Source organism: Limnohabitans sp. Rim8, from assembly GCF_943326455.1.
Classification (GTDB): domain Bacteria; phylum Pseudomonadota; class Gammaproteobacteria; order Burkholderiales; family Burkholderiaceae_C; genus Limnohabitans_A.
The window spans coordinates 196,384-221,023 of the sequence record NZ_CALPTI020000004.1 but is presented as its reverse complement, the minus strand read 5'-3'; the positions used below and the strand labels follow the sequence as shown (position 1 = coordinate 221,023).

Sequence of the window (24,640 nt, the reverse complement as noted above, 5' to 3'; positions counted from 1 at the left end):
CTGCATTTGTTGCACAGCTTGTTCCCGTGCATGCTTGGCTTCATAAGCTGCCAATTCTGTGGCTTGGATCGATGTCATCGGAGAGTCCTTTTTCGTTTGCATGCCCACAGTTTTGTGTCAGACACGCAGATGGACAACCGATTTCAAGAGTCCCGACAGATTGGACGGATACCGACTCAACACCGCTTTTTGAGTCTGTTCGTTTTTGGCATTGAGTTGTAGTTGTGTGTTATTTGTTCGGCGCTCAAGGCTTACATGCGCCAAGCAGCACACACAAAAAGTCCATGCGTAAAACGCCCTACAACACGTTTTTCTCTGGGTCCGAATACTCAGAGTGCTGACTCAACCGATCAGCGCTTGTAGGGCTTATTTGACGCCCTGCTCTGCTGGGCACTGAAAGAGTGCGAGATCGCGGCGGAAATCTATGAAAAACATGCTTTTACAAGATTTCGCTGGTTGAGCGTTGAAATCATTGAAGAAAATTTCAGTGAAAAAGTTATCCACAGGAAGTTCATCCTGAGCCAGATCTAGCCTGAAACCCGCCACTTTGGCGGGTCTCCGGTTGTCCAGATAAATATGTGAAAACACAATGCAATTAACGCAAACACATGATTACAGGAGAACTGAAATGGCACAGGCAAAAACACTGACAAAAGACGAACTGGCACGGGTACTGGACTACATAGACACGCGACGCTTTGCGCAACGCAACCGGGCCATGATGTTGCTCACCCGTATCTGTACTGGCAAGCGAACTGAAAATATTCCAGAATTTCATAGCTGATTCCCCATCATTGAACTGTGCTGGTCTGAACTTCAGCATTCGCTGATTCGAACAACTGAACCATGTCCGCATCGGTCAGGCAAATGCGCACGGTTTGCAGAAAAGGTGCCAACTCGTCCGAACGATGGAGCGCCTGACAAATGATTCGGGCAGCCAACATCGGTGGGAACTTAAACATCCCCGTGCCAATGGCAGGCAAGGCTAAGCTTCGGATGTCATTTTCATTGGCCAAGCGGAGCATCGACTCCAACGCCATCTGCATGTATTTCTCGGGCTCATCGTTATTGATGTAGTGCGCTGATCGCACATGGATGATCCAGGGGTTCTTGCGCAAAGTGTCGCGGTCGGTGATCACAGCGGTGGACGTCATGACCGTGCCCTGCCCTGTGCCCACGGCGTTGCCGCCCACATACAAGCCCACACGCAAACCCTTAAAGGCTGGCACAGTGGCCACCAGCTCGGCAAATCGCCGCGCCTGGTCCGAAGCCAAAGCATTCATGGGGTAAATGACCAAGGCCTTGACGCCAGACTCTTTTGCGGCCAAGGCGCGGGCGCAATGGTCCAGCACTGGGTACACAAAACACTCGGTCTTGCCACTGCCCGTGCCCGTGGCCACCAAGGTGCTGCTGGCCATATGCTGAGACGACAAGCGTTGCCAAGCGCCCTCTTGATGAGAGAACCCCGGAAACTGCGTTTCAAAAGTCTTGAAGAACTGCTTGCCCGACGCACCCGGCGTGAACGGCAGGCCCAACTGTAAATACGGACCCTTGAGCCAACCGTTTGGGTCTTTGACAAAGCGGGCCATGATGCCGCTCATGAAGTCGTCAGACGCCTCGAAACCCGTGGTCAAGAATTGCCTTAGGCCTTCCTGAATGTCTTTGGCCAGTAGTGATGGAAGCATTTATTTTTTATCCCTTGAAGCTTTTATTGAGTGCTCTTGAGTCCAAAGTAGAGATTCCTACAAGTGCCAGTCACTTCACTTATCGTTTCTTTTTAGGTTCTTTGACCATTGGCCGACGGAGAAAATTTCCCAACGGTCACCCACGCGCCTGACTGGAATGGTGACCTGTTCGGACCAGTCGGGGTCGTGATAGCTACCTTGCATCAACTTACTCCTATCAACTCCGCAGAGTTATCTTCTCGACTTGGATTGATTCAAGGAGACTCCCAGACTCTGACGGCCTTTTTATGCCGGTGATCAAACTGTCATAGTCATCCTTCGTGAACGCAGGAGCGGCTAGCAAGTTGAGGGCGAGTTTCCGCTTACGGTCCATCAGCATTTGCAGTTGGACATCGAAGCTGAAATCCTCTTCATCTGGCAACACTGCCAATGGGTAATAGATGTGCACGGGCTTCGTCTGTCCAATTCTGTAAACGCGGTCAGAACATTGATCTTCGACGGCTGGATTCCACCAACGCGAGAGGTGAATGACGTGATTGGCCGCAGTCAACGTCAAGCCAACGCCACCCGCTTTAGGAGACAGCAGCATCACATCAAAACCAGCATCTCTTTGAAACGAATCAACCCGAGATTGCCGAGCCTCGGTACTGACCTGTCCATTGATGACCATGGGAGCCTTTGCCAAGCCGTATCGTCTTTGCAATAACAGGGGCAATTGATCTGCTTCTTGCAAATCCAATGACTCCAAGAAGATCAATACCTTTTCACCTGTTGGAGCCACCTTGTCCAAAATGTCCATCATGGCCATGAACCTGGCTGAGTCTTCAACCTTCAGTTCAGAGGCATGAACACCCCCCTCAATCAAGGAAGGGTGTAATGAAACGCGCCGCAAGGCGTGGATCATGCCCAGGGTACCCTCTGGTCCTGACATCTCTTTCATGGCCAATGCTCGCTGGTAAGCATCTGCCTGCCTCGGCGGCATAGGCACTTTGAAAAGATGCTCGTGCTTGGCAGGCAGACCATCCAATTTTTCAGTTTTTAAGCGGCGCAAAAGAAGTTTGGGGCGTGCATCTGTTGAGTCCTCTTCCTGCCAAACCTGCAGGCGCAAACCCTGCACGTCGCCACCCTCGACCTCATAGCGTGCACTGAACTCTCTTAAATCGGCCAGCGCACCTGGCTGGACCGCATCAGCAATGCACCACAGATCAGCCAACCTGTTTTCAACGGGCGTTCCGGTCATCGCGAGCGAAAAATCGGCGTTGAGCCCTTTCACTGCGTGGGTCATGCGGGCTTTGGGTGATTTGATTTTTTGAGCTTCGTCCAACACGACAGCAGCAAAAGACACCGCACCAAAACTGAGTTGATAGTCAGAGACCGCTTCGTAATTGGCAAGCACCACGTCTGCAGAGGCCAGTCTGGCTGTGTCTAACCCAGCGGTGCCGTCTACATGGCGACCGCGCCGCAAGCCCTTGAGGTGATCACCGTACGCGCGAATCAAATTCCCCAAACCGGGTGCAAATAAGTGATCATCAATTTCGGCCTCCCAATTTCGCAACAAGCCAACTGGTGCAATTAGAAGCAGTGGTTTTTTGGGGATGCTTCCCACCTCCATCATTTCACGCAACCACAAGCAAAAAGCCAGGGCTTGGAAAGTCTTGCCAAGACCCATGTCGTCGCAAAGAAGAGCGCCCTTGCTACCCTCCATCCAGTGCTTTTGCAGCCACGACAGACCAAACTCTTGGTGCTTTTTGGGTGATGTTTTTAGACCGTGCGGCAGACCTAATGCCCCTGGACGGCTACCTTGGGATGTTCTGGTGAATGAAGTCTCGTCGAAATTGGTTTCAATGATCAACACGTTTTTAATGGCTGCATCATCAGGTTCGGTTGACCCGGGTGCACGAGGCTCGCGAGTCATGGCCGTATGAAGCTGCTTTAGCGCACTTGCGTTGGCGGCAGTTGCCGGAATCTGTTGCCCGGCAACGGTAACGGTTGGTTGCCCTTGAGCTATTGCCGTCTGAATGTTGGCGATGGCCTGCGACACCGTGGGCTCATCCAGCGGCAATTCAACACCACCAATGCGAATGCCAGCCGATTGAGGACCACCCCAGTTCTGTGGCGAAATTTTGATCCACGGTAAAACAGGCGCTTCCCATTCGCCTACATCGCGCACGCGTTCGGCAAATTTTTCCGTCTCAACGAAAACTGTTGCTTCGGACTCATCCACGCCCATGATTTCGCGAATCACTGCTTCTGGATACATCGCCGCACGTTTGCGTTGCTCTGGTGGCGATTGACGCAACTTCTTAACAGCTGCAAGCGCTTTCTGTAATGGCTCATCCGCCACAACATAAGTGCCCTGACTCAAAGGAAAAGCTGATGCGCCCTCTCTTAGCTGATCCAGGCGCTGCGGAAACAACGCCTCATCAGCCTCTGAAAGTGCCCGAACTTGCTCATGTCCCTCGCCGCCATCCTCTTGTTGATCCGCCAATAAAACTGGATCTAACTGCACATGCCCATGAGCGTCGGTTCGAATACCAAAGGTCAGGGCAGTTGCTGTGATGACACGGAAAGACTTTAAGAAACCATCCGTCAGATGACTGACTGCCGAGTCTCCCAAGGCCTCACGAATCCGAGCCCATAACCTGAACTGATCATCAATCGAAGCTTCCGGGGATTGATTAAAAAGCTCAACCAAGCTCAGCACTTCATAGATAGGTGAATTGACGCGGTATGTTTTATCTTGGTAAGAAAGCCATAACCCTGTGGCAGAAACATCGCGCGCAGTGATAGTTTTACCCGGCTGAAGCCAACGAATGTTGATCTGGGCACCCGGTTTACCCATGGCGCCGGACAGACGTACATCGAAAGCCAGAGGGCAATTAGTTGGCAAACCCAACTGCTCAGCCACTGTGGCTGACCACGCCGCCACAAATGCTGCGGGCACTGTGATGCAATTTTTTTGCCACAACTCGGGGTTTTCAGCAAGGAAATCAGTTAACGCAGCTGCTGCCTGGATTGGCAAACTCTTTACCCAAGCCTCCACGTTGCTGTCCAGATTCCAACTAACACCGTAAGGGGTCAATTCAGGCTTCACACAATCTCCCAATCATTCATCGTTACACCCGTATTGCTGCGGATAAAGTCGCGGGCTTTGCGTTGCCACGTTCCTTTGTCCGAATGGCTGTGAACCAATCCAGGGTTGATATTTGCCCCATCATGGAAATCCATTGATTGCGCTGCTCGCAAATCAGCTCCGTGATAGCTCTTTTCATAAAGCTTTGGGGTATCCAAATAGCCTTCCCGATATGCACGTAAGCTACCGTTGTGGCTCCATTCGGTGAATACCAGGTCGCCAATTTTCAAGAACATGACCGATTGATTGCTGGAAGCTCCTCCCTCGAGATAGCCATAGCCCATACCCTTCTCATCAACCAAAAGTCGTTTCGCTTCCCAAAGTGCATCCTGTCCTAACGCCAACCAGGCTTCGTCAATGCACCCCTTCTCGTAATAGGCCATCCAGAACTTTTGTCTGTGCATCCAGATGTCATCTGCTGTTCGTTGCAGAAGCTTCATGAAGCCACGCAGTGTGTCACCCGTTAGCCAATTCTTGAACGTAGCCATCGCCTGTGGCGATACACCTTGCCACTGATACTGCCTATGCCCTGCAAAACGGGGATCACCGTATACACGAACAAAAAAATCGATCAAAACGCTTTTGATTGAATCCACAGGCTTTTGACGGCCCCAATGCCGTAGCAATGCATCAGCAAATGGCACTCTCATGTCAGTTTTTACGACTGATGCCGATAAGCGCTTATTCCAATCCATCACACGGAAGATTGTTTGAGCTGCGGTGTAAAGTTCACCCGGCAAAGATAGACCTGCCCTGAAAGTTGAGACCCCCAAGCCCGACTCAACAAAACTTGGCCATAGCAATGATTCGGCCATAAGTTCATCAATGGTCTTACCCTGATTAACAAAAAAATGCTTTGCTAACCGCATGGGTACTTCAGAAGGACTGAAGAAGCCGTGCCGACGATGTAGATCCTGCATTTTTTCTGCAAAGAGACCCTGCGATAAACCAATTGCTCTCAGCAATTTATTCGCGAAGTCACGGAATACTGAACTCGTTGGATTGAAGTGCTCGCAATAAGTAAAAAAGAGTGGACTAAGCCATCGTTTCGCTCGCCTGGGGCTGCTCACCAATGCTTCTGGCAAATACACATCCCAATAAAGGCGGGTCAATTCAGAATCGGTATCCTGAATGGATGGCGCATCACCCACCCAATACGCAAAAGGCAACTTGCGAATTTCGCTCTGGCTCAGATCTGAATAGGCATTGGGTCTGGCTCTCGCGTAAACCAAACGAAGCCGCTGACCAATTTCCATCATGGGTGGCGGCGTCTGAACAGCGACCTCATCCATCTGGCGGACAGCATCCTCCAGTTTCGGCATTGAGGTGGGTAGGGGCGTGAACATCAAAATCGCTTATGGTTTTGCGACAAACCGGGAAACACCCTCAATGGGCGTTTCACCACCCGCTGGCCGATAGGTCAGCACGATCCTCAAATCCACTCGACGGTTACGACCATCCGTCGGATCGTTTTTGATCAATGGTCTGTTTTCGGCATACGCACTGTAAGAAAAAATCGGATGGCCTTGATGATTCTTGTAGTCAACCAAGGAAGTGCCTTGAACCAGTGCGTTGTTCACCGAGATGGCTCGATCTAATGAAAGCTTGGTATTGCCACCTTCTCGATTCATGGGCCTGCTGTCGGTGTGGCCTTCAATAAAAATTGTTTCAATTTCATGCCCAAATGGATTGTTTTTGCATTTTTCAGCAACCCGCTTGTTGGCAACAAAGCACTTCAGCACGTCACTCAACTTGGTTGAGGTTTCCCCCAATCTTTGAACAGCAGTTTCTTTTAAAAATGAACTGCCACTGTCAAAAAGCAAATCTTCTGGCAAGGTGATCACGCCACTCGCAGGGTCAATTTTGACTGTGTTGAGTGTGTTTTTTATTTCATTACCAATAGCCAACGTGACAGTTCCTCGAGGGTCGCGGTCACCCTCACGCGCTTCCTGCTCAGCCTTCTTTTGAAGGGCGAGAAATGCAACCATGATGATGAAGACAAACAGCAACCCAATCATCAAGTCAGCAGCAGAGGCCAAGTAACTCTGCTCACCCTCGCCAGATGAGTGTTCATCGTGCCGTAGTGGTCGACTCCACATCATTGGCCTTTCTTGCGCTGCATAACTTCAGACAGCTCTTCGACAGACTCGGTCAACTCACTAACGCCCTTGTCAAAACTACCTACAGCTTTTGCAAATTGGCTGTCCATTTTCCGATGCAACTCTGCGACTTGATCGGTGTAGACCGTCACACCCTCGGTAATGGATGCGACGGTTTTTCCCAAGGTTGCGGCAGTCGATTCCATAGATTGCTTGGTCTGTTGCATGACCCCCAGCGTTTGGTTTGCGGCCTGGTCCAAGACACCCGTTACTCGTTCAACAGCGGCCAACGCCGTTGGCGCTACTTCTCTCACTGCCAGCACCACCGCTCGCTGTTCTTTGGAAAGCTCCTCGACCGTATCGACCACGTTGGCGATTTTTCCACCAACTGACTCCATGGCATGTGACGCTTCGACCAGACCACCCGATACTGAACCCAAACGCTCAACCGTCTCACCTGCTTTTTCCAAAGCATCATTAACAAACAAAGCGCCTCTCTTACCGATATTCGAGGCCTCAAGGACAGTAACCTCTAATTCATTCATTGCTGACTTGATGGCTGTCGCTGCAACATCCATATTGGAAGCGCCCTTTGCGAGATTTTCTGAAATCTCTTGCACTCGGCTTACCAAAAGCGCACTGGCCTCATTGATAGCATTACCTGCATCTTTGCCACCCTGCCCAAGGTTACCGCCAGCGGTTTGTAATTTCTCGGCAAGTTCCTTAAGCGTGAGCTGCAACTGATTCATCTCAGTTTCTGTTGCTTTCTTGAGCATGACCGCAAAATCGTCCAGCATTGTTTTGAGCGCCTCTTGGTTCATAGACCCCAGCTTTTCACTCAGTCCTTCGATAGCGCCCACGAGTTTTGTCGTCATCGCCTCCATTTGTGGAGAAACTGACTTGTTGATCGCAGCTGCTAGCGACACCGCCAAATCAGTCTCAAATCGTTTGAAAGTCCCCGTTTGTTCTCGCGACTCCGTGAGCAACTCCTCTGTCAAGCCCATAACGTCTTCAACATTTGCATGCGACTTACCGGCAAAGATCACCTGTTGTTGCATGATCAATTCACCGCCGTTGGAAGGCACGGCACGACCAAGAGCGTCAAGAAAATAGTCATTGGCTGCCGCCAGTTTGGCCATTTCTTTTTTGGCCAAAAAGGTCCAGACAATAGAACTTAAAAGTCCAGCCAATGATGTCAAAAACTTTGCACCTGCAACCTTGAGCAGTGCCTCAATCGCACTTTGTGTTTGCTTGGCGTCTGCTGCTCCTCCAAGAACTGCTGTCGTTTCGGTGAGCGCAACAGAAAGGAAAAAGAACGTAAACAGCAAGCCAACACCCACCAAAATATTCGGGACTGCATCGGCCAAGCTCAAATTGAAAGATCTCCCCAATAACGCTTGTGCATTCCATACGTCGCGCGGCAAACCAAACATGACATGGACCGTCTTGTCACCAACTGGAACTGCCGTAACACGCCCCTGTGTTTCAAGCCAACTTGCGGCCAAACGTGGGTGCCTCTTGATGCTCTCGACAACCCTTTCATTGCAGCCCTGCCAGCCATCTACATCCTGCCCCACATCAACGGTCAGTTTGTAAAGTCCAGTAGTGGTCTCCCTGACTGCTGACTTGAACCATGACACATAAGCGATCCATGATCCCACCAAGATCAGGACAGCAATTGCCGTGACTTCGGGACTGTTGCTTAGAAAATTGAGGATGAAATCCATAAATAGTTACCTGTCCATTCAATTCTGAATTGTGGGTGCTTTTTCTGACGGTGCACCAGACTCAAAAAACGCCCAAGCCGTCCGGTAGTCTTCTTCGCGGTTGGCGCGGGCGAAGGGGGCGGTGTAGGTGCGGGTGACTTGGCGGGGGCCGCCGGGCAAGGTGTCGTCGGTGACGGTCATGGCGATGGTGGTGCCGTCTTCGACTTTGAACTCGCCGTCTTTGTAGAGGTCTTCCCAGCCGTGGTTGCCGTCTTTGGTTTTGCCGTCGGGTGTGGTGATGCGGGTTTTGGGGGTGGTGCGGCTGCCTTTGCGGGGCAGGCCGACGCCGATCAGGCCTTTGCTGTTGGTGAAGACGATGCGGCCCTTGATGTCGTACCAGGTGTCGCGCTCGTAGCCTTGCATGACCGGGAACTGCACACGGTAGATGAGCTGCAGCTCATCGAGCGTGAGTCCCAGGGCCTGGGCGACCAGCACATCGATTTCGACCAAGGCCATGCGGCGTGCGTAGTCGCTGCGCAGGGCACAGTGACGGGTCCAGTCGCGGGTGAGGTTTTGCCAGAAGTCTTGCTGCAGGCGCGGGTTATCGGGCTGACTCCAGCATTGCTCGGCGAATTCGAGGTCGAAGACTTCTTCCCACAGGGGGGCGTAGTGCCTTGTGAGAGAGAAAAGCGATTGGTAACGAGCGAAGAGCCTGCTGTCTTTTTCGTGAGAATCCGACGGCACTGGCATCTGATCAGCGGTATCTCCTCTGAAATTCGATTTCCCCGTTGACTTCAAAAGGAAATCCAATGGCAAAGAAACCCACCATGCTGACGTCGCAATAAGATGACTGTTCTCTCGAAAAGCTATTGAAAAGGCGCCGTCAATATGCGCTGATTTTGGGGGCATGACTGCGCCGCACAACGTCCTTTCAGAGGACGCCCCCACCATCTTGCGTGAAACGTATCTGTAAAAATCAGTCACAGGTTGCCCCTGCGTCTCACCCTCCGCCCGCCAACTCACCCTAGGCGTGCGGCTCAGGTATTCGATTTTGTCAGCCATGGGTAGGTAGTTGGTGCGGGGCAGGTAGTCGTCAGGCAGCGTTTCGAGATCAATGACGTCGTAGTGCCCGTTGGCGGTACAGATTTTGCGAGGGGTTTTGTTGAAGAGATTGGCTAGAAAAAAGTGTGGGCCTGAGAGCACCCAGTCTTCGGGGGTAACAGCAAAACCCGAGTCGCTGGTGTGGCGACGTGCGATAGTGCCGTCTTTCTGCGCGTAGGCCTCATCAAACATTACTGTTGAGAAGTAGTTCTCACCTAGATCAGCAAGGCGACGCGGGTAAGCGGCGAGTTTCCCAAGGACACTGCTCAACGCCCCTGCGTGCAAAGCCGGCAGTCGGGCGCGGCGGGGTGGCGTACCGGGCTCATCGTAGAGCTGGGCAAAGGTGACCAGCGCGTTCTCGTTCACCTTGACGATGCGGTCGCGGTGGCCTGAGGTGTTCCACTGGCCTTGCTCGTTTTTGTAGCCGCCTACAACGCCTTGGCCTTCGTGCAGGTAACAGGCGTCCACCGTGGCGGGCGCAAAAAGGTTGGCCAGTTGGTCGAATGATGGTTGGTCCTGCGGCGGGCCGTAAATGTTGACGCTGTATTTGGTGAGGTGGTGCACCTCTGCAAACAGTGCCAACTCGTTCACGAACTGGAAATGTCGACGTAGCCGTGAATACAAGGCTTCACGCAAACCGCCACCTTTCGGGTCGTCATATGGCCCTTCGGGGTGCAACAAAGCCGACACACCTTTCGCACTGTTGAGATTCCAAGCTAACGGCATGAAGCATTTGTACAAATTCGTCTGCACACCCTTGAGCAACGGGTAGTTTTGCACCGCGTTCAAAAAGTTCTGCGTGCCTTCGGCTTCCTGCAGCTCTTCGGTCCAGGCTTGTTGCAGGCCTGCAAATTGGTCAAAGGCTTCGGCCCGCAGTTTGGCCAAGTCGCTCGCGCTGATTTTGCGCACGGCAAACACAGGGTTGCGCTCGCCCAGGATGCCAGATTCGTTCCACTCGACCTTGAGCCAAGGCGGGTTTCCCAAGATCAAGTCAAAGCCACCGCGCTGGAGCAACACGTCGGCAAAGCACAGCTCCCAGTGCATGAACTTTCGGTTGGTGGCTACGGCCTCGACCAGGGCGATGCGGGGGAAGTGTTGGCGCAGTTTGCCGATGCGCAGTTGGCCCAGTTTGTCGTGCAAATTGGGCTGGTCGGCGGCTTGGGACAGGGGCAGTTGGGTCTCGAAGCCGTCCAGGCTGCCTTGCACTTCAGGGAAGATGACTTGCGGCGCTTCGGGTTCGGTGGGTATTAAGTCCAGGCCGGGTTGCTGGCCGATGTCGACGATGTTGCCTTCGAGGATTGCGCCCACTTCCAACCACCACTCTTCGCGGCTGGGCAGTTGTTTGGCCCCGGTGATGGGCCAGAACCACAGGGCGCACCAGTAGTCCATGACGAGTTTGAGGCGGCGAAAGGGGGTGGCCAGGTCGCCGTCTTCGTTGAACAGGCCTTGTTTGCGGATGGCTTCTTTTTGGGCACGGGTGATGGTCTCGGCCCGTGCGTCGTTGGGTGTGCCTGGGCTTGTGCCTGGAACGGCGGCTTTGCTAGCGTGAGGCCAGACGGTGAGCTGGTCTTCGGTGCGGGCGCGGTCGCGGGCCAGGGCTTTGGTATGTTCTTTCCACAGCTCTTGCACGCGGGTGCTGAGCTGTTGCAGTCGAGCCAGCTCGTGCGGTTCCAACGGTTTTTTTATCGCATTGCGCCAAGATTTGAGGCTGTCGAACTCTTCTTTATAAAGCGCCTTGGCGGTTTTGTCGGTGTAGTCGGCCATGCCGGGGTCGGGCAGCAAGAAGTGCCAGATTTCGTCCGGCTGGCGGGGCTGCTGGGCGGTGGCACGGCGCGGGGCTTCTTCGTGCCACGGGGGATTGGCTTTTTTGTCCAAGCTGCTGGCTTTGTAGACCTGGTGGCGGGCACCAATGAGGCTGTTCCCGTTGAACAGCTGGTATCCAAACCAAGGCACTCGAGCGGGTTTGGGCTGACCTTGGGCATCGGTTTCGCCATAGATGGCGTTGAGCCAGATGGACACTTCGGCCAACTCCACGGCCACGGGGTTCAAGTCCACGCCGTACACATTGCGGTCGGCCAGGTACATGCGCACCTTTTGCAGCTCTTGCGGGTAGTCGTCGTGGGGGATGCGGGTTTTGAGTTCGGCTTGCTTGCGCTCCAAATACGCTTCGGCCAGTTGGTTGACGCCTTCGTTCAAGAATGCGGCGCTGCCCATGGCGGGCTCGCACACCGTGAGCGTGAGGATGTCGTCGGCGCACTGCACGCGGTCGCTGCCCAGCAGTTCTTTGAGCGCGTATTTGACCAAGCACTGGGTGAGCACTTGGGGGGTGTAGTAACTGGCGCTTTTTTGGCGGTCGCGCCCGGCGAGGCGGTAGACAAAGCTGCCACGCGGGTGTTTGCGCAGTTGGCGGTGACCGGCTTCGTTGACGTCGTAAACCTTTTCGTCGTCGGTGTAGTCGCCCAAGCGGCTGGCGGGCACGAACCAGGCGTTGTCGAGTTTGTCGTCGCCGTTGGTCTCGGCGCTGCGGCCACTGACTGAGCTGTCATTGGGGCTGTCGTCGTCGTTGTCTTCGTCGTCACCTTCACCATCGCCGCCGTCTGTGGTGCTGCCTTTCTTTTTGCCGGGTTTGACTTCGTACAGGTCTTCGGCGGCAAAGAAGCCACGGTAGCTGAGCAGGGCTTCGTACACCGCGCCCAGCTGGTTGATGGACAGCAGCTGGTAGCTGACGCGGCCCCGCTTGCCCCGCCCCCGGCCACGGGTGAGCGACATGAGGCGGATGATGGTTTGCCACACATGGTTGGGGAACTGCACCTTGGCCAGCAGGGGCATGGTGGTTTCGTCAAACAGGCGGCTGTCGAGCGGGGCCAGGGCGAAGGTGTCTTTGGCACCGGCCAAGCTGTGGATGTCTTGCTGGCTAGACAGGCCGCAGCCTTGGGCCACGAGTTTGAACAGGCGGCGCAGAGTTTTGTCGAAGTAAACGCCGTCGTGGGCTGCGGGAGTGTTGAGCTTTTTCAGCTCCAGGTCGCGCAGGCTCTCCAGGCTGTAGCCCTTGAGGTAGACCTCGCTTTTGGATATGGGCACGTAGCCCAACTCGGGTCGCGCCTCGATGTAGAACATGAAGAGCAGGCGGTAGACCATGCGCAGGCATTCGAGGCTGAGGTCGGCGGGGTCGAGCTGGTCTTTGCCGCTGAAGAAGCCTTTTTTGCTATCGCTGGCTTGTTGGCGCAGTTGGTTGGCGGCTTCATTGCCCAGCAGTTCGATGGCTTCGCGCAGGGCGTGCTTGAGGTCTTCGCTCACACCAAAGGCGTGTTTGTGGGCGTTTTCGTCCAGGCTCTCCAGCAAGCTGTTGCCCTGGCCGGGGGCCAAGCTGCTTTGGTGCAGCAAGGCGGCAGCGGCTTGCAGGGTGGCCGGGTCTTTGCGGTCGAGGATTTCGGCCCAGTCAAAACGCAGGGCGCGGTTTTGCGGCCACTTGTAGCGGTCGAGCAGCAGCCATTGGTCCAGGCCCACAAGCAGCACATAACGCGGTGCCAGGTCGGCGCCGAACAGGGCTTCAGAAACGAGGCTGTCCCAGCCCTCGCCCACCAACGGCGCGGGCACATCGGCCCCGGCGTAGTGCAGGCGGGTTAAGGTGTGGTCAAGCAGGTCTTCGCCTTCTTGCCCGGGTTGGTAAGCGGGGGCAATGGCCAGTTGCGGGGGGTGCAGTGCCAGCTGTGCGGCAGTGGTTTGGCTGCTGGCGTCTTTGGCCAGCAGGCTCCACAGGGGTATGGCCTGCCCAGCCACCAGTTCTACCGGGCGCTGGGCGGCATCGTGCTGGATGCTGTAGCCCAGGGCTTGCAACAAGCCGGTTTGCAGCTGGGTGAACAGCGCGAGTTTTTCGGCGTCGTCTTTGGCGCGGGTGATCTGGCCGCGCAGGGCAAACCATTTTTGTGCCCAGGCTTGCAGGCGTTTGTGGGGGGCGCGGTGTTGTTCGTGATCTTGGGCATCGCTGGTGTGGTCGGCCTCTGCGGCTTCCCAAGCGTCGAGCTTGGCTTTGATGTCGCCTTTGAAGACTTCGGCCAGGTAGTGGTGGCTGTAAAACTCGTTTTCGTTGGCAATGCCAGCGAAGGTTTGGACGGCGTCGAGGACGGGCATGTTCAGGCTCCAGCAGTGGGGTTGCACACGGCGGCCAGCACCTGTATCCAGGGCTTGGGCTCAGTCGTCAGGGTGTCTTGCACCCACTGGCGGTAGTCGTCAAACACGCGGCCAATTTGGCGAGTGCGGTTTTCGAGGCGGCTGCGTTTGACGGTTTCGATTTGGTTTTCGAATCGCAGCTCCAGCTGGACGATTTGTTTGTCTTGCAGGAGCTTGAGTTCGGCCAGGGTGGCTTGCAGCCGGGCATCGAGCTGAGCGGCAAATTGCTTTTGCTGCTGCGCCATGAAGGCGAGCATGGTGGCTACGGCACCGGGCAAGGCGGCTTGCATGGGGGAGGCGACAGACTGGTAAGCCGCGCCCTGCCCCCGGTTGGCCAGGCGGTTGGCTTGCAGGCCAGCACGGGTGGCAAAGGTTTCAAATGCTTCGAGCTGGAATGCGCCTTGCTCGCCCACGCGGGTGGCGACTTGCCATTCGACCATGAGGGGCTGGCCTTTGCGGTTGGGCACCAGGCTCATGAGCACAAAGGCTTGTTCACCCGGCTGCAGCTGGGCGCTGAGCAGCAAGGGGGCGCTGTGACGGCCAAACTGACTGAGTACGCGGTCGCCCAGCCATTCCATGATGGGGTGCTGCGCCCACAGGTAATGCAGCTGGGGCCAGGTGTCTTCTTCGGCGCGGGCTTGGCGGGCTTTTTCGATGGCTTCGGCCACGCGGTCGCGGTTGGCGCACAGGGCATACAGGTCGCTGTCGGCCTGGGCCTCGCGGGGCAATTGGCGCAGGCGGTCTTGCAGGTCCAGCGGGGCGGTGATGCTGATGATTTGTTCTTCAGCGGCTTGGGTCCACTGGCACACCGGGGTGGCCTGGTTGATTTGCGTGAGCGCGGTGGTGGCGTAGTGGAAGTCGTTGTCGAACAGCGACAGCGGATTATGGATGTGGTCGAGGCTGGAGGCTGTTTTGGCTGCGCTGGTTGCAGCGCTTGTGCTGGCGTCTGAACTGGTGGCGTCTGCGCCGCCGCCAAACAGGGTGAGCAACCAGTCGCCTTCGTTGTCTTGGGTGTTGCTGGCGGCTTGGTCCAGAGTGGTTTCGACTTGTTCGGGGCTCAGGCCTTCGGCCATGAAACCACCGACTTTTTCGGCTTCTTTTTCGGGGTCGAACACGTTCAGGAAGGCCGAAGGATCGCCCAGGTTTTTGTTGGCCTGATCGTCTTTGTTTTGCAGGATTTCCAGAATACGCAGGTCGCCCTTGATGTGTTCGGTCACGGCTTCGGTGAACAGGTACACGATGTGGGGCTGGTGCTTTTGGCCGTAGCGGTCCACACGGCCGTTGCGCTGCTGGAAGACCATGAGCGACCAAGGCAGGTCGAAGTGAACCAAGCGGTGGCTGAAGTAATGCAGGTTTAGGCCTTCGCTGGCCACGTCGGAACACAGGAGCACGCGGATCGGGTCGTCTTGGCGACCAAAGCGCTCGACCATTTCTTGCTGCTCGGTGTCGGGCATGCCGCCGTGCAGGATATCGAGCTGTTTGTCTTTGAGCTTGAGGTCTTTGGCCAGCTGCTTTTGCAGCCAGTGCAGGGTTTCAATGCGCTCGGAGAACACCACCAGCCGGTCGGCGGGGTCTTGGTTGTTCCAGCCAAAGTCAGCACTTTGCAAGTGGGCCAACAGACGCTGGTATTTGCTGAAGCCTGCTGCGCTGGCGTCTTGGGTGATGGGTTGCAGCGTGGCGATGAAGTCTTGCAGGTGGGCGATTTCGGTGCCCTCTTCTGCAGTCGGGGCCGATTTTTGCTGGAGCAACTGGATTCGCTTGTTGGCCGATTCGAGCGCGGCAGCGGGGCTGGAGAACAAACCTTTTTGCATTGCAACGCGTTGCAGTTGCTGCTGCTTGCCGCCTTTGTGTTGGCCGTTTTGCGTAAAGGGAATAGCCAGTAAGGCACGGTAGGCGGCTTCTTCTTGGGCGCTAGCGGCTTGGCGCAGGCAGGTGGTGACCCGCTCTTGGAAGTCGGACGTGACTTGATCCTTGATGTTGTGCTTGAAACGACGGATGACCAGGCCTTTGTTTTTGAAGTCGTCGGGCGTGTAGTCGTCCGGGTCAGAAATGGCGGTCGGGTCAAGCAGCGACATAAGCGAGGCAAAGCTGCGGGCTGACCCGTCGTGCGGTGTGGCTGACAAGAGGATGAGCGTGTCGGACCGGGTGGCCAGCAGGCGGGCGAGCTTGGCACGTTTGGCCAGGCCCATTTCGCCAGCGCGGGCGGCGACGTTGTGGCATTCGTCGATGACGATCATGTCCCACCAGGCGTTTTCCAAATAGTTACGGTACTCCAGATTGCTTTTGAGCGTGTCGATGGAGATGATGCTGCGATCGAAATGGTTGAAAGGGTTGTGGTTGGCCGGGATGCGGTTGCGAACGCGTGCCAGGCCCATCGAATCAAGCCGGACCAAGGGAATAGAAAAACGGCTCCACCATTCTTTTTGGAACTGGGTGAGCATGGCTTTTTGGGTGACCACCAAAATGCGCTTGCCGCGACCGCGCTGGATCAGTTCGGTGGCCAAGATGCCTGCCTCAAGGGTTTTGCCCAGACCGACCGAGTCGGCAATCAAGATGCGGGCGCGGGGCTGTTGCAGGGCTTGCAAGGCCGGATCGAGCTGGTAAGGCACGACATTCATCACACCCCGATGGCCCAAGTGGATGCGCGTGTCGTTGGGCACGGTACGCCTGCGCTGGCTCTCTAAATAGAGCATGGTGGCGTTGTATTTGGGGCTGTCGTCGGGAACCAGCAGGGTTTGGGACGGGTCGAGGATTTCGATGTCGTCTTCAAGTTCCGTGAGGAACAGCGCCGATTGGCCCCGCACCAGCTCCGAGATGCCGTCGCAAGTGAGCAGCCAACCGCCGTCAGCAGAGGGGTCAACGCGGCGAATCAGCCATTCTTCGTCTCGGATCAAGGCGCGGGCGCCGGGGGCAAGCTGGGTCATTGGTGCTTAAATTTTGTATTGACTGATTTTTGCTTAAAAAGAGGAGGTTATCTGGCTGGGGGCTGGCCTTTTTTGCCACTATCTGGTTTTTGAGCCGTCCATGATCTGTCGACTTAACGCCAATATCCCTTGCGCGAGTAAATCCCCTCCTCCGTTGCCCTTGCATCGTAAAAGTGTCCTGTCGGCTCAAAGCCTAGCCAAGGGCCGGGGTTTAGCACCAGTCTCTCAAAATGGTTGTTGCGCAATGCTGCCTCTGCTTCGGGCAAAGAATCAAAGCTCAATGAATCTACAACAGCACTGCGACCTTTTATTTGTTTCAGCTTGAAACCGTTAGGCCGAAGGGCAGTGCCCAAGTCGTGAAAAAAGTAAACAACCGCCCCTGAAGGGTTTTGGGGCTCAATCAAGGCCCAGTTGTGCGACATCATTCCCAGCACTTTGACCCACCAATCTCTGTTGTTGACCTGAAACAGGGGTGGGTCAAATGAGTCCTCACCCAGAAATTGCGGCACTTCGGTTGGGTGGCGGCGGGCTTGCCATGCCCAAGCGAATTCAATGTCGCCGTCATCCCGGTTGGGCGCGAGGATGAAGGGTTGGTCATCCTGCCGTTCGATCGCCTGCATGATTTGCTCTGCTTGAGCTTCAGCTTCGGCGCTGAAATCGTGGTCCAAAACGGCGGCTGCTGCAGCGAATTGCCCCAGTTCCCGCAGCATTTCGGCCTTGATGAGGATGGCATCATCCTCTTCTGTATCCCACAGCATCAAGAGTGATTGAAGGTTTTGAGCTTCTGCAGCAGAAAGATTTCGGGGTGAGTCCATCCGCTCGTCGTTGACACGGTGCCAGGCATAAAGGCGCAAACGCTCTTCGTTCTCAGCCATTTTGTGGCTCTGGACATATTCCAAACACTGGGTGTTTGATGCCAGTTCGTAGTGGGGGACATCCTTGTATTGTTGAGCCAAGGCTTCTTGAGCCTTTTTACTGGCCACTTCTTCAGGCGTCGGCTCCCCCAGAAAGCCCCAACCTGGAAAGTAGTTCCTGAACTCAATGGCGTGCTTTGCACCCAGCATGCAAAACAGGGCTTGGCAGTGAGGGCAGACGACCAAAGGCGGCGTCTGCGGCAACATGCGGGCCTTCATCTGGCCGTCCGAGCGATATTGCGCGCCAAAGGTGTTACCCGAAGCAAGCGTCCTGCGCGAAAACAAGCCAAAGCACGAACCACAACTGTATAGACGAATTGGGCCTGGGAGCATGGAAAATCCTTTTTTAGCCCCTTATCCTACGAACTCACTGGCTCTTCAAATGAGCTTGTGCCACTGTGCTTGAATACAGTACGCCAAACGAAACCAGACTATCAACCTGCTGAAGTTCTGCGTTTTTCTCGCCTGAAGGCCGACGGCTCCATGGGCGCTGGGTCTTGCCAAAGGCCAGAGCGATTTTCACGGGCCTGTGTTTCAGCGCGGTCGTATAGAACACGCTCTTCGATCGACTGCTCGCTTTGGTAATCTTTGTAATGCCAAGCCATACCGCGCTTGACTTGCTCCAAACAAATGTCGATGTCGCCAAGCATCACCTGCCCCACGGTCCGGCCAAATCGGTCTTTTTTGGACCAATGTACCTGAACTGTTTTTTGTAGACCAACTTCGAAAGCGATTCTTTGGACTTCTGGCCATAGGCCTGGGCCTTTTCTGGCGCGTCAATGCCTTGCAACCTTATTTTGTGTTGCCGCTTGTCACTGTCCAAGACGGTGATGCTGTCACCATCCGACACACCAATTACCAAGCCCTGCAGCACAAAGGTGGCGTTGGCGTTCGTGACCAACAAACCCAGCAAGACCACCACCATTGACAAGAAATTCTTCATACAGGCAGTTTGTCACATGCCTTTGTATTTTTTGCATTTTTAAGTTTTTAGGGCTTGTCTTTTCAGAAGCTCATCGCGTGAGCCTGTGATGTCAGACCATGGTCAAAAAGATACAAATGCTGCGATCAGGATCAAAAGATGAATGTAGATGCAGCATCAGCCAAAACCTAGGCTGCTTACACTGCACCCGTTATTTACGAAATTATCAAATTTAGAGAATTAGATGCCGAGCACATTTTTAGCCATACCTATTGATTTAGTGCGACCGTTGAACGTACGGTCCTCGATGATGAAATTGACCGCTGTGGTGCTGGTATTTCTGGGCTGGAATTTGGCTTGGGCGCAGGCCAACAACGCCGAGACCTTATTCAAACGCATCAGCCCATCAGTGGTGGTGGTCAAAACTGAGGTCAGTGGCAATTCGGGTGTGGTCTCCAGCGCCAGTGGCTTCATTACCCATCGCAAAGACTGGGTGGTCACCAATTACCACGCCGTGACCGACGCTATCTTTGAAGCCAAGGCGCACAACCTGACCGTACACACTTCAGAAAGAGTCAAGCAAACAGCGCGAGTCATAGCGGTGGACGTACTGAATGATTTGGCGATTTTGCATTTGCCATCACCCATCGATGGTCCTTTGTTGGAGCTGCGTGAGGCTTTGCCTGCAAAGGGTGAGAACGGGTTTTCTGTGGGCAAGCCCGGGTCTTTTGAGTACAGCATCGTCAATGGCTCATTCAATGGCATGCACGATGAGCAGTCCTCGCCCCTGATTGTGTTCAGCGGTGCCATCAACAGCGGAATGAGCGGCGGGCCCACCTTGGACGCCCGCGGCCGCGTTGTGGGTGTCAATGTGGCCACCAGCACCCGGCACCAGTTGATTGGCTTGGTCATACCCTCCTCCGCCGTCAGCACTTTGATCAAGCGGACGGCCGAGCAAAGCACCCCAGACAACGCCCAACTGCGGGCTGATATTTCCAAGCAATTGGCATTGTTTGGCCAGCAACAGCTGCAGCGCCTGGACACTGGCTTGAACAATGTGCGCAGGCTGGGGCCCTTCAATGTTCGGGCCGACTTGGCGGATCAGCAAGTCTGCTCGACGGAGATGCAGAACAACACCCAATGGCGCTACAGCGTGGTCAAGCAGACTTGCGAGTCGGCCAGTGGGCTTTACGTGATGGACGAACAGCAGGCTGGCAACATCATTTCTGGCTCGTTTTTGTTGCAAGGGCCGGGCCTGACCGATTTGCAAATGGCCAGTCTGGTGGAGCGCAGGCTTTATGGACTGTCTGGCGTCAGCAAAGCGCCTGTTGACTCAACGCCTTGGCAGTGCTCAGAGCAAAGGGTCAAAGTACCCCACGGCCTGACAGTGCAGCTGCACGCTTGTCGCCGGGCATTGACCAAGTTGCCCAATTTGAACGAGTACCGCTTTAGGTACACGCCCTTGGTCAGGGGACCTAACGCGCTGGTTGTGGCCATGGGACTGGACGGATTTGACGATGCTACGGCCAAAGCTATCCTGAAAAAGTCCATGTCCAGTCTTGCCTTTGATGCCAACTTTGACAAGGCCAAGCCATGAACGTGCGTTCGGTTTCAGTATCCGCTGCCAGCTTGGTGCTTGCGTTCATTGGCATTACCGTTTGGTATTACCAAAACTACACCTTGCAGAACACGGATCCGGCGTTTTTCACCAAAAACTTGACCGATCGTTTTGCCATCATGAGCGCATGGGTTGCGGCTTGGTCATGGATCAGCCACGTTGCAAGTGGCCGCGCCAAGGTCAGCCAACACATCGCTGTGACGGCTGCAGCAGGAATCATCGACTTGTGCTTGCTGATCATTGCCATGCCATGGTTGTTTTTTGCAATGGCTTGGCCTTGGCCACATGAGTTCAATAACATCACACGCGCGGTGCTGATCGTCTTGCTTGGCTTGCTGCAACTGAGAATGGCTTGGGGCTGGTTGAACAACCGCATGGTGTGTCTGTGGGCCATGGCGGGCTGCATAGCACTGGGCTATGTGGGCCTGAACAATTGGGCAGACCAAAACGGTACCGAGGCTTTGAATGAATTGCCCTATCAGGTCAACATCTACCCTGCTTATTGGGTGGCCCCCGCAGAGCCCAACTTGGATCGGGGGTTGGATGAGCTCTGGAAAAAGGCCGGATGGGGCCAAGTCAAATAGCCACCGCTTTTATGAAACAAACCGGCTCAAAGCGGCAAGCAATGTGCTGTGGACTTTTGATTTGAGCGATTGAGGCGCCATCACTTCCACCTCCGGACCAAATCGCATGATGTCGCCAATCAATTCGCGATCGTCCGAATAAGGAATCATCAGAACAAAGCTGCCATCTGCCTCAAAGCTGGACTTTTGATTGGGATGCCAAACCTCTCGCGAGACCCATTGCGACCTTTTGGGAGAAAACTTTAAAGTTGCCCATGTGATGGTTTTGCCAGAAAAAATTCCGTATCCAGCGCCCATGGCGGCATGTAGGCTCTCTTTCGAGACCTTGATTCCGTCATCGTTCAAGGCTTCTAGATTTTCAATGGCGTCGATCGAGAAACTGCGCAAGCCCTCTCGCAGATGGCACCACGAATCCAAATACCAGTTGTCGCGGTAATGAACCAAACGTAAGGGTGAAACCACTCGCTCAACTGTGACGCTGGTGTGCCGATTGCGGTGCAGAATTTTGATGCGCTTACCGATCAAAGTAGCTGCAGCCACGCTTTCAAAAAGCTTAGGGGGCAAAGTGCGCTTTTTGGACTGCAGCAAGAGAATTTTCATGCCAAAACTTTGATTGGCGAAACCCAGCTCTTCTAACAATTGCGCCAAGCGACCCTGAATGGGCTTGAGGGTCGACGCCAAAACGGTGGGCTCGAGCTGAGACAAGAGATGCTCAATGGACACCAGCGCTAACAGCTCATCGTGGGTAAACCATATGCCCGGCAACTCAGCCACTTTTTGAGACGGACTGAGCCTGTAACCGCCGAGAGCTCTGTCGTAAACGATGGGCACGTTCAGCTGGTCGCGAAGTTTGGCAATGTCGCGCTTAAACGTGGCTGGAGAAATTTCCAACTCGCGTTGCAATTCAATGGCAGAAATGGCTGTGCGTCCGCTGAACAAACTCTTGTACCGATACAGCCGTGCAACTTCACTCATGATGCTTGATCTCTTTTTTATGTTGTTTATTTAATTGAGAGGATCATTTCATTCGACAAGCTCATCCTGTAAGCCTGTTGAAGCTGCCTTTTTCAAGTGTTAGCTGTATGTGCGACCAGCGGAAAAAGCTCATGACGTGAGCCAACCACCCCAATTCAATCTTTGCAAGCTCATGCGGTGAGCTTTTGCGGTTGAAGGTCAGTTCAAAGACTGGGTTAATTCACAGCTTGATGGGCTCTTGTGTTGAGCTTGCCAAAGCAAAAAATGATGTGACTTGAGCGCACCCGTACGTTCAAACAATCCATCAAGTTTTTAAAGGCAAGAAAAATGGCTTTACCTCCCCTCCTCGTCCACAAGCACCGCACTCCCCAAGCGTCATCAGAAAGGCGGCTGTCAATTGGCTTGATGACTTTGTTGGCCGTTGCCTTATCGGGTTGTGCTGTTCAATCACCCCCCATTTCAAGCATTGAAGCTCCACAGCCAGTTGCGATGCAAAAAGCTGCACAACAAGCGGTTTTGGCAGCTGCCCCAGCTGTACCGACACTCAAAAGAAAAATTGCCCTTGGCCGCATCAGCAATGAAACGAGCTACGGACAGTCCTTGTTGCGGGACAACAGCGGAGACCCACTGGGTAAGCAGGTCACAGACTTGATGAGCAAAGCTTTGACGTCATCAGGCGGCTATCTTGTATTTGAACGGCCTGACATTGGTCGATTGCAAGCTGAAAGCAGACTGACCGATACACGCTTGAATTTGGTTGGTGTGGACGCTTTGATCATTGGGTCACTGACCGAGTTTGGTCGTAAAACTGTGGGTGCCACGGGCTTTGTGTCTTCAAGCAAGCGACAAGTTGCGTTTGCCAAGATTGACATTCGCGTGGTTGAAGTCAGCACGGGGCATGTCTTTTTTGCCACCTCTGGTGCCGGAGAGGCATCTACCGAAACGGCATCCACCTTTGGGTTTGGCTCACAAGCCAGTTACGACGGCACCCTGAACGACACCGCCATTCGTCAAGCGGTCAGTGAAGCGGTCAATCGCTTGACCGTAGAGATGAGCTCGCGCCCATGGCAGACCAGTATTTTGAAGCTCGATGGCAATCAGCTCTTTTTAGGGGGTGGTCGACTGCAAGGCATCAAACCCGGCATGCAATTCAGTGTCCACACACTGGGCGAGCAAGTTAAATCCGCCCAAACAGGCACGACGGTGACGCTGCCTGGTCGTATGGTGGCCAGCGTTCGAGTGGACAGTTTGTTTGGTGACAACGAGCTCAACGAAGGCTCTGCTGCCACTGTGATTTCGGGTTCATTGGCTGGCTTTCAAACCAATCAACTGACCGTTCGTTTTGATGGAGCCAAGTAATGACAAAAAAACCTGATTTCAAAACTTTCACGGCCAACAGTCTTACCAGGTTGGCCATGACCGCCACGCTTTTGGCGGCCTTACCTGTTTTGGGCATTTATGGGTGCACTCAAATGCCAACGGAAAAGCAAGGTGTATCAGACATCCGCCCACAAATTTCATTCAAAGCAACTGATACACAACAGCATGCGGCTCGGGTGATCGTCGATGGGCTGGACATGGGCTCTTTGGGCTCATATCTGGATGGTATCGCTGCTCTGCGCATTATTTCCGGAACACACCAATTGCGTGTGGTTCTGGGCAGCCAGATTCTTTTGGACGAAAAGTTTTATGCCGGTGACGGCGTCAACCGCACTTTCTTAATTCAATAAGGCCAAAAATGATTTCTCGAATTCTTTGGATACCAACTTTGACAGCCCTTGCGCTTCTGACTGGATGTGCTGCGCCTGGTCTTTACCAATGGGGTGGCTACGACCAATCGCTTTACGCAGGCTACAAAGACGTGACAAAAATGGAAGCGCTTCGGATCAAGCTTGAAGCGCACGTGGGCGAAATGGAAAAGTCAAATGCGAGAGTTGCACCCGGTTTGTATGCCGAATTGGGCACCCTGTATTTGAAAGCTGGCGCAACTCAAAAGGCCATCGACTTCTATACCAAAGAGCGTAACGCGTGGCCTGAAAGCAGAGTCTTGATGACCTCTTTGATTCAAAACCTAGAACGCAGGCAATCTGCAGCAAGCGGGACAAAACAATGAACAGCACAAAGTCTTTCTCAGGCAAATTTCTGTATGTACTTGCCTTGAGTGCGGGCCTGTTGTCACTGACTGGATGTGTGACTCAGCCTACAAAACCTGATCAAAGTGCACTGGTCGCTGCGGCACCAAGATCGATCTTGATCGTACCAACCATCAATCGATCTCTGGACGTGGACGCGCCTAACTATGTCTTGGCGTCTCTCCCCATACCGATTGCTGAACGTGGTTACTATGTCTTTCCAGTCAACACCACCAAATTTGTACTGGAACAGGAAGGTTTTTATGAGGCTGATCGCATACACGAGCAGCCACCGGAGTCATTGGCAAAGCTCTTCGGTACGGATGCGATTCTGTATGTAGCTATCAAACAATGGGATGCAAAGTTCGCGGTGTTCACTACTGTTGTGACCGTTGATTTTGATTACCGTTTGGTCAGCAAAAACGGCGTGGAATTATGGCGTGACAACAAGCGCATGCAATACCAGCCTCAAAACAACAACAACGCCATGTCTCCCATGGCAGCGTTGGTGACTGCTGCGATTAACGCAGCCGTTACCCGTGCTGCCCCCAATTACATGCCCTTGACGCAACAAGCAAATCAAGAGGTGTTTGTCACCGGACCCAACGCTTTGCCCAATGGACCATACCGGGTTGTAGAACCGGGCAAGAGATAAGCAGTCATTTCCGGGTGGATTT

Annotated in this window: 16 protein-coding genes and 1 pseudogene; 7 read left to right on the top strand and 10 right to left on the bottom strand. The window is 54.1% G+C overall.

Going from position 1 to position 24,640, the window contains the following annotated elements:
• The first annotated feature begins 628 nt into the window (after positions 1-628).
• Positions 629-784: a hypothetical protein gene (locus tag Q1M54_RS04780; RefSeq protein ID WP_300554549.1), complete on the top strand. Its 156-nt coding sequence runs from the start codon at positions 629-631 to the stop codon at positions 782-784.
• A gap of 7 nt (positions 785-791) precedes the next feature.
• Here the strand turns inward: Q1M54_RS04780 and Q1M54_RS04775 are convergent, their stop codons facing one another.
• The 9 genes and pseudogenes from Q1M54_RS04775 to Q1M54_RS04735 all read right to left on the bottom strand — a co-directional run bounded on the left by Q1M54_RS04775 (position 792) and on the right by Q1M54_RS04735 (position 18,657).
• Positions 792-1,685, bottom strand: coding sequence for a DEAD/DEAH box helicase (locus Q1M54_RS04775; RefSeq protein WP_300554546.1), 894 nt, complete (start codon positions 1,683-1,685; stop codon positions 792-794).
• A gap of 217 nt (positions 1,686-1,902) precedes the next feature.
• Positions 1,903-4,779 carry a DEAD/DEAH box helicase gene (locus Q1M54_RS04770; RefSeq protein WP_300554544.1) on the bottom strand — a complete coding sequence of 959 codons (2,877 nt, stop codon included), beginning with the start codon at positions 4,777-4,779 and terminating at the stop codon, positions 1,903-1,905.
• Complete coding sequence (locus Q1M54_RS04765; RefSeq protein WP_300554542.1) at positions 4,776-6,164, bottom strand: EH signature domain-containing protein; 1,389 nt, start codon at positions 6,162-6,164, stop codon at positions 4,776-4,778. The genes Q1M54_RS04770 and Q1M54_RS04765 overlap by 4 nt, the downstream gene beginning before the upstream one ends.
• 9 nt (positions 6,165-6,173) lie before the next feature.
• The gene (locus Q1M54_RS04760; RefSeq protein WP_300554539.1) at positions 6,174-6,857 is read right to left on the bottom strand and encodes an OmpA family protein; all 684 of its coding nucleotides are present in this window, start codon (positions 6,855-6,857) and stop codon (positions 6,174-6,176) included.
• A gap of 59 nt (positions 6,858-6,916) precedes the next feature.
• Positions 6,917-8,644 (bottom strand): hypothetical protein, encoded by a 1,728-nt coding sequence (locus Q1M54_RS04755; RefSeq protein WP_300554536.1) that lies wholly within the window; start codon positions 8,642-8,644, stop codon positions 6,917-6,919.
• A gap of 18 nt (positions 8,645-8,662) precedes the next feature.
• Positions 8,663-13,855 (bottom strand): class I SAM-dependent DNA methyltransferase, encoded by a 5,193-nt coding sequence (locus Q1M54_RS04750; RefSeq protein WP_300554534.1) that lies wholly within the window; start codon positions 13,853-13,855, stop codon positions 8,663-8,665.
• A 2-nt stretch (positions 13,856-13,857) separates the two neighbouring features.
• Positions 13,858-16,818, bottom strand: a complete 2,961-nt coding sequence (locus Q1M54_RS04745) for a DEAD/DEAH box helicase (RefSeq protein WP_300554531.1) — start codon at positions 16,816-16,818, stop codon at positions 13,858-13,860.
• A gap of 113 nt (positions 16,819-16,931) precedes the next feature.
• Positions 16,932-18,065 carry a hypothetical protein gene (locus Q1M54_RS04740; protein WP_300554529.1) on the bottom strand — a complete coding sequence of 378 codons (1,134 nt, stop codon included), beginning with the start codon at positions 18,063-18,065 and terminating at the stop codon, positions 16,932-16,934.
• Between the two features lie 101 nt (positions 18,066-18,166).
• A pseudogene (locus Q1M54_RS04735) lies at positions 18,167-18,657 on the bottom strand (thermonuclease family protein).
• Positions 18,658-18,964: 307 nt separating this feature from the next.
• Here Q1M54_RS04735 and Q1M54_RS04730 point away from each other — a divergent pair.
• Together Q1M54_RS04730 and Q1M54_RS04725 are read left to right on the top strand one after the other, a co-directional pair.
• Entirely contained in the window at positions 18,965-20,251 is a 1,287-nt protein-coding gene (locus Q1M54_RS04730; protein WP_300554527.1) for a serine protease, read from the top strand.
• Entirely contained in the window at positions 20,248-20,856 is a 609-nt protein-coding gene (locus Q1M54_RS04725; RefSeq protein ID WP_300554525.1) for a hypothetical protein, read from the top strand. Before Q1M54_RS04730 ends, Q1M54_RS04725 begins: the two co-directional genes overlap by 4 nt.
• A 9-nt stretch (positions 20,857-20,865) precedes the next feature.
• Here Q1M54_RS04725 and Q1M54_RS04720 read toward each other — a convergent pair whose 3' ends face one another.
• The gene (locus tag Q1M54_RS04720) at positions 20,866-21,831 is read right to left on the bottom strand and encodes a YafY family protein (RefSeq protein ID WP_300554523.1); all 966 of its coding nucleotides are present in this window, start codon (positions 21,829-21,831) and stop codon (positions 20,866-20,868) included.
• 489 nt (positions 21,832-22,320) lie between these two features.
• Here Q1M54_RS04720 and Q1M54_RS04715 point away from each other — a divergent pair, with 489 nt between their 5' ends.
• Genes Q1M54_RS04715 through Q1M54_RS04700 form a run of 4 tightly spaced genes read left to right on the top strand, consistent with a single transcriptional unit; the run spans position 22,321 to position 24,618 of the window.
• A complete protein-coding gene (locus Q1M54_RS04715) occupies positions 22,321-23,190 on the top strand; it encodes a CsgG/HfaB family protein (RefSeq protein ID WP_300554521.1) in 870 nt (289 codons plus the stop codon).
• A 56-nt stretch (positions 23,191-23,246) separates the two neighbouring features.
• Positions 23,247-23,561: a hypothetical protein gene (locus Q1M54_RS04710; RefSeq protein ID WP_300554519.1), complete on the top strand. Its 315-nt coding sequence runs from the start codon at positions 23,247-23,249 to the stop codon at positions 23,559-23,561.
• An 8-nt stretch (positions 23,562-23,569) separates the two neighbouring features.
• On the top strand, positions 23,570-23,944 hold the full coding sequence (locus Q1M54_RS04705) for a DUF4810 domain-containing protein (protein ID WP_300554518.1): 375 nt from the start codon (positions 23,570-23,572) through the stop codon (positions 23,942-23,944).
• Positions 23,941-24,618 (top strand): GNA1162 family protein, encoded by a 678-nt coding sequence (locus tag Q1M54_RS04700; protein WP_300554517.1) that lies wholly within the window; start codon positions 23,941-23,943, stop codon positions 24,616-24,618. The genes Q1M54_RS04705 and Q1M54_RS04700 overlap by 4 nt, the downstream gene beginning before the upstream one ends.
• Positions 24,619-24,640: the final 22 nt, after the last annotated feature.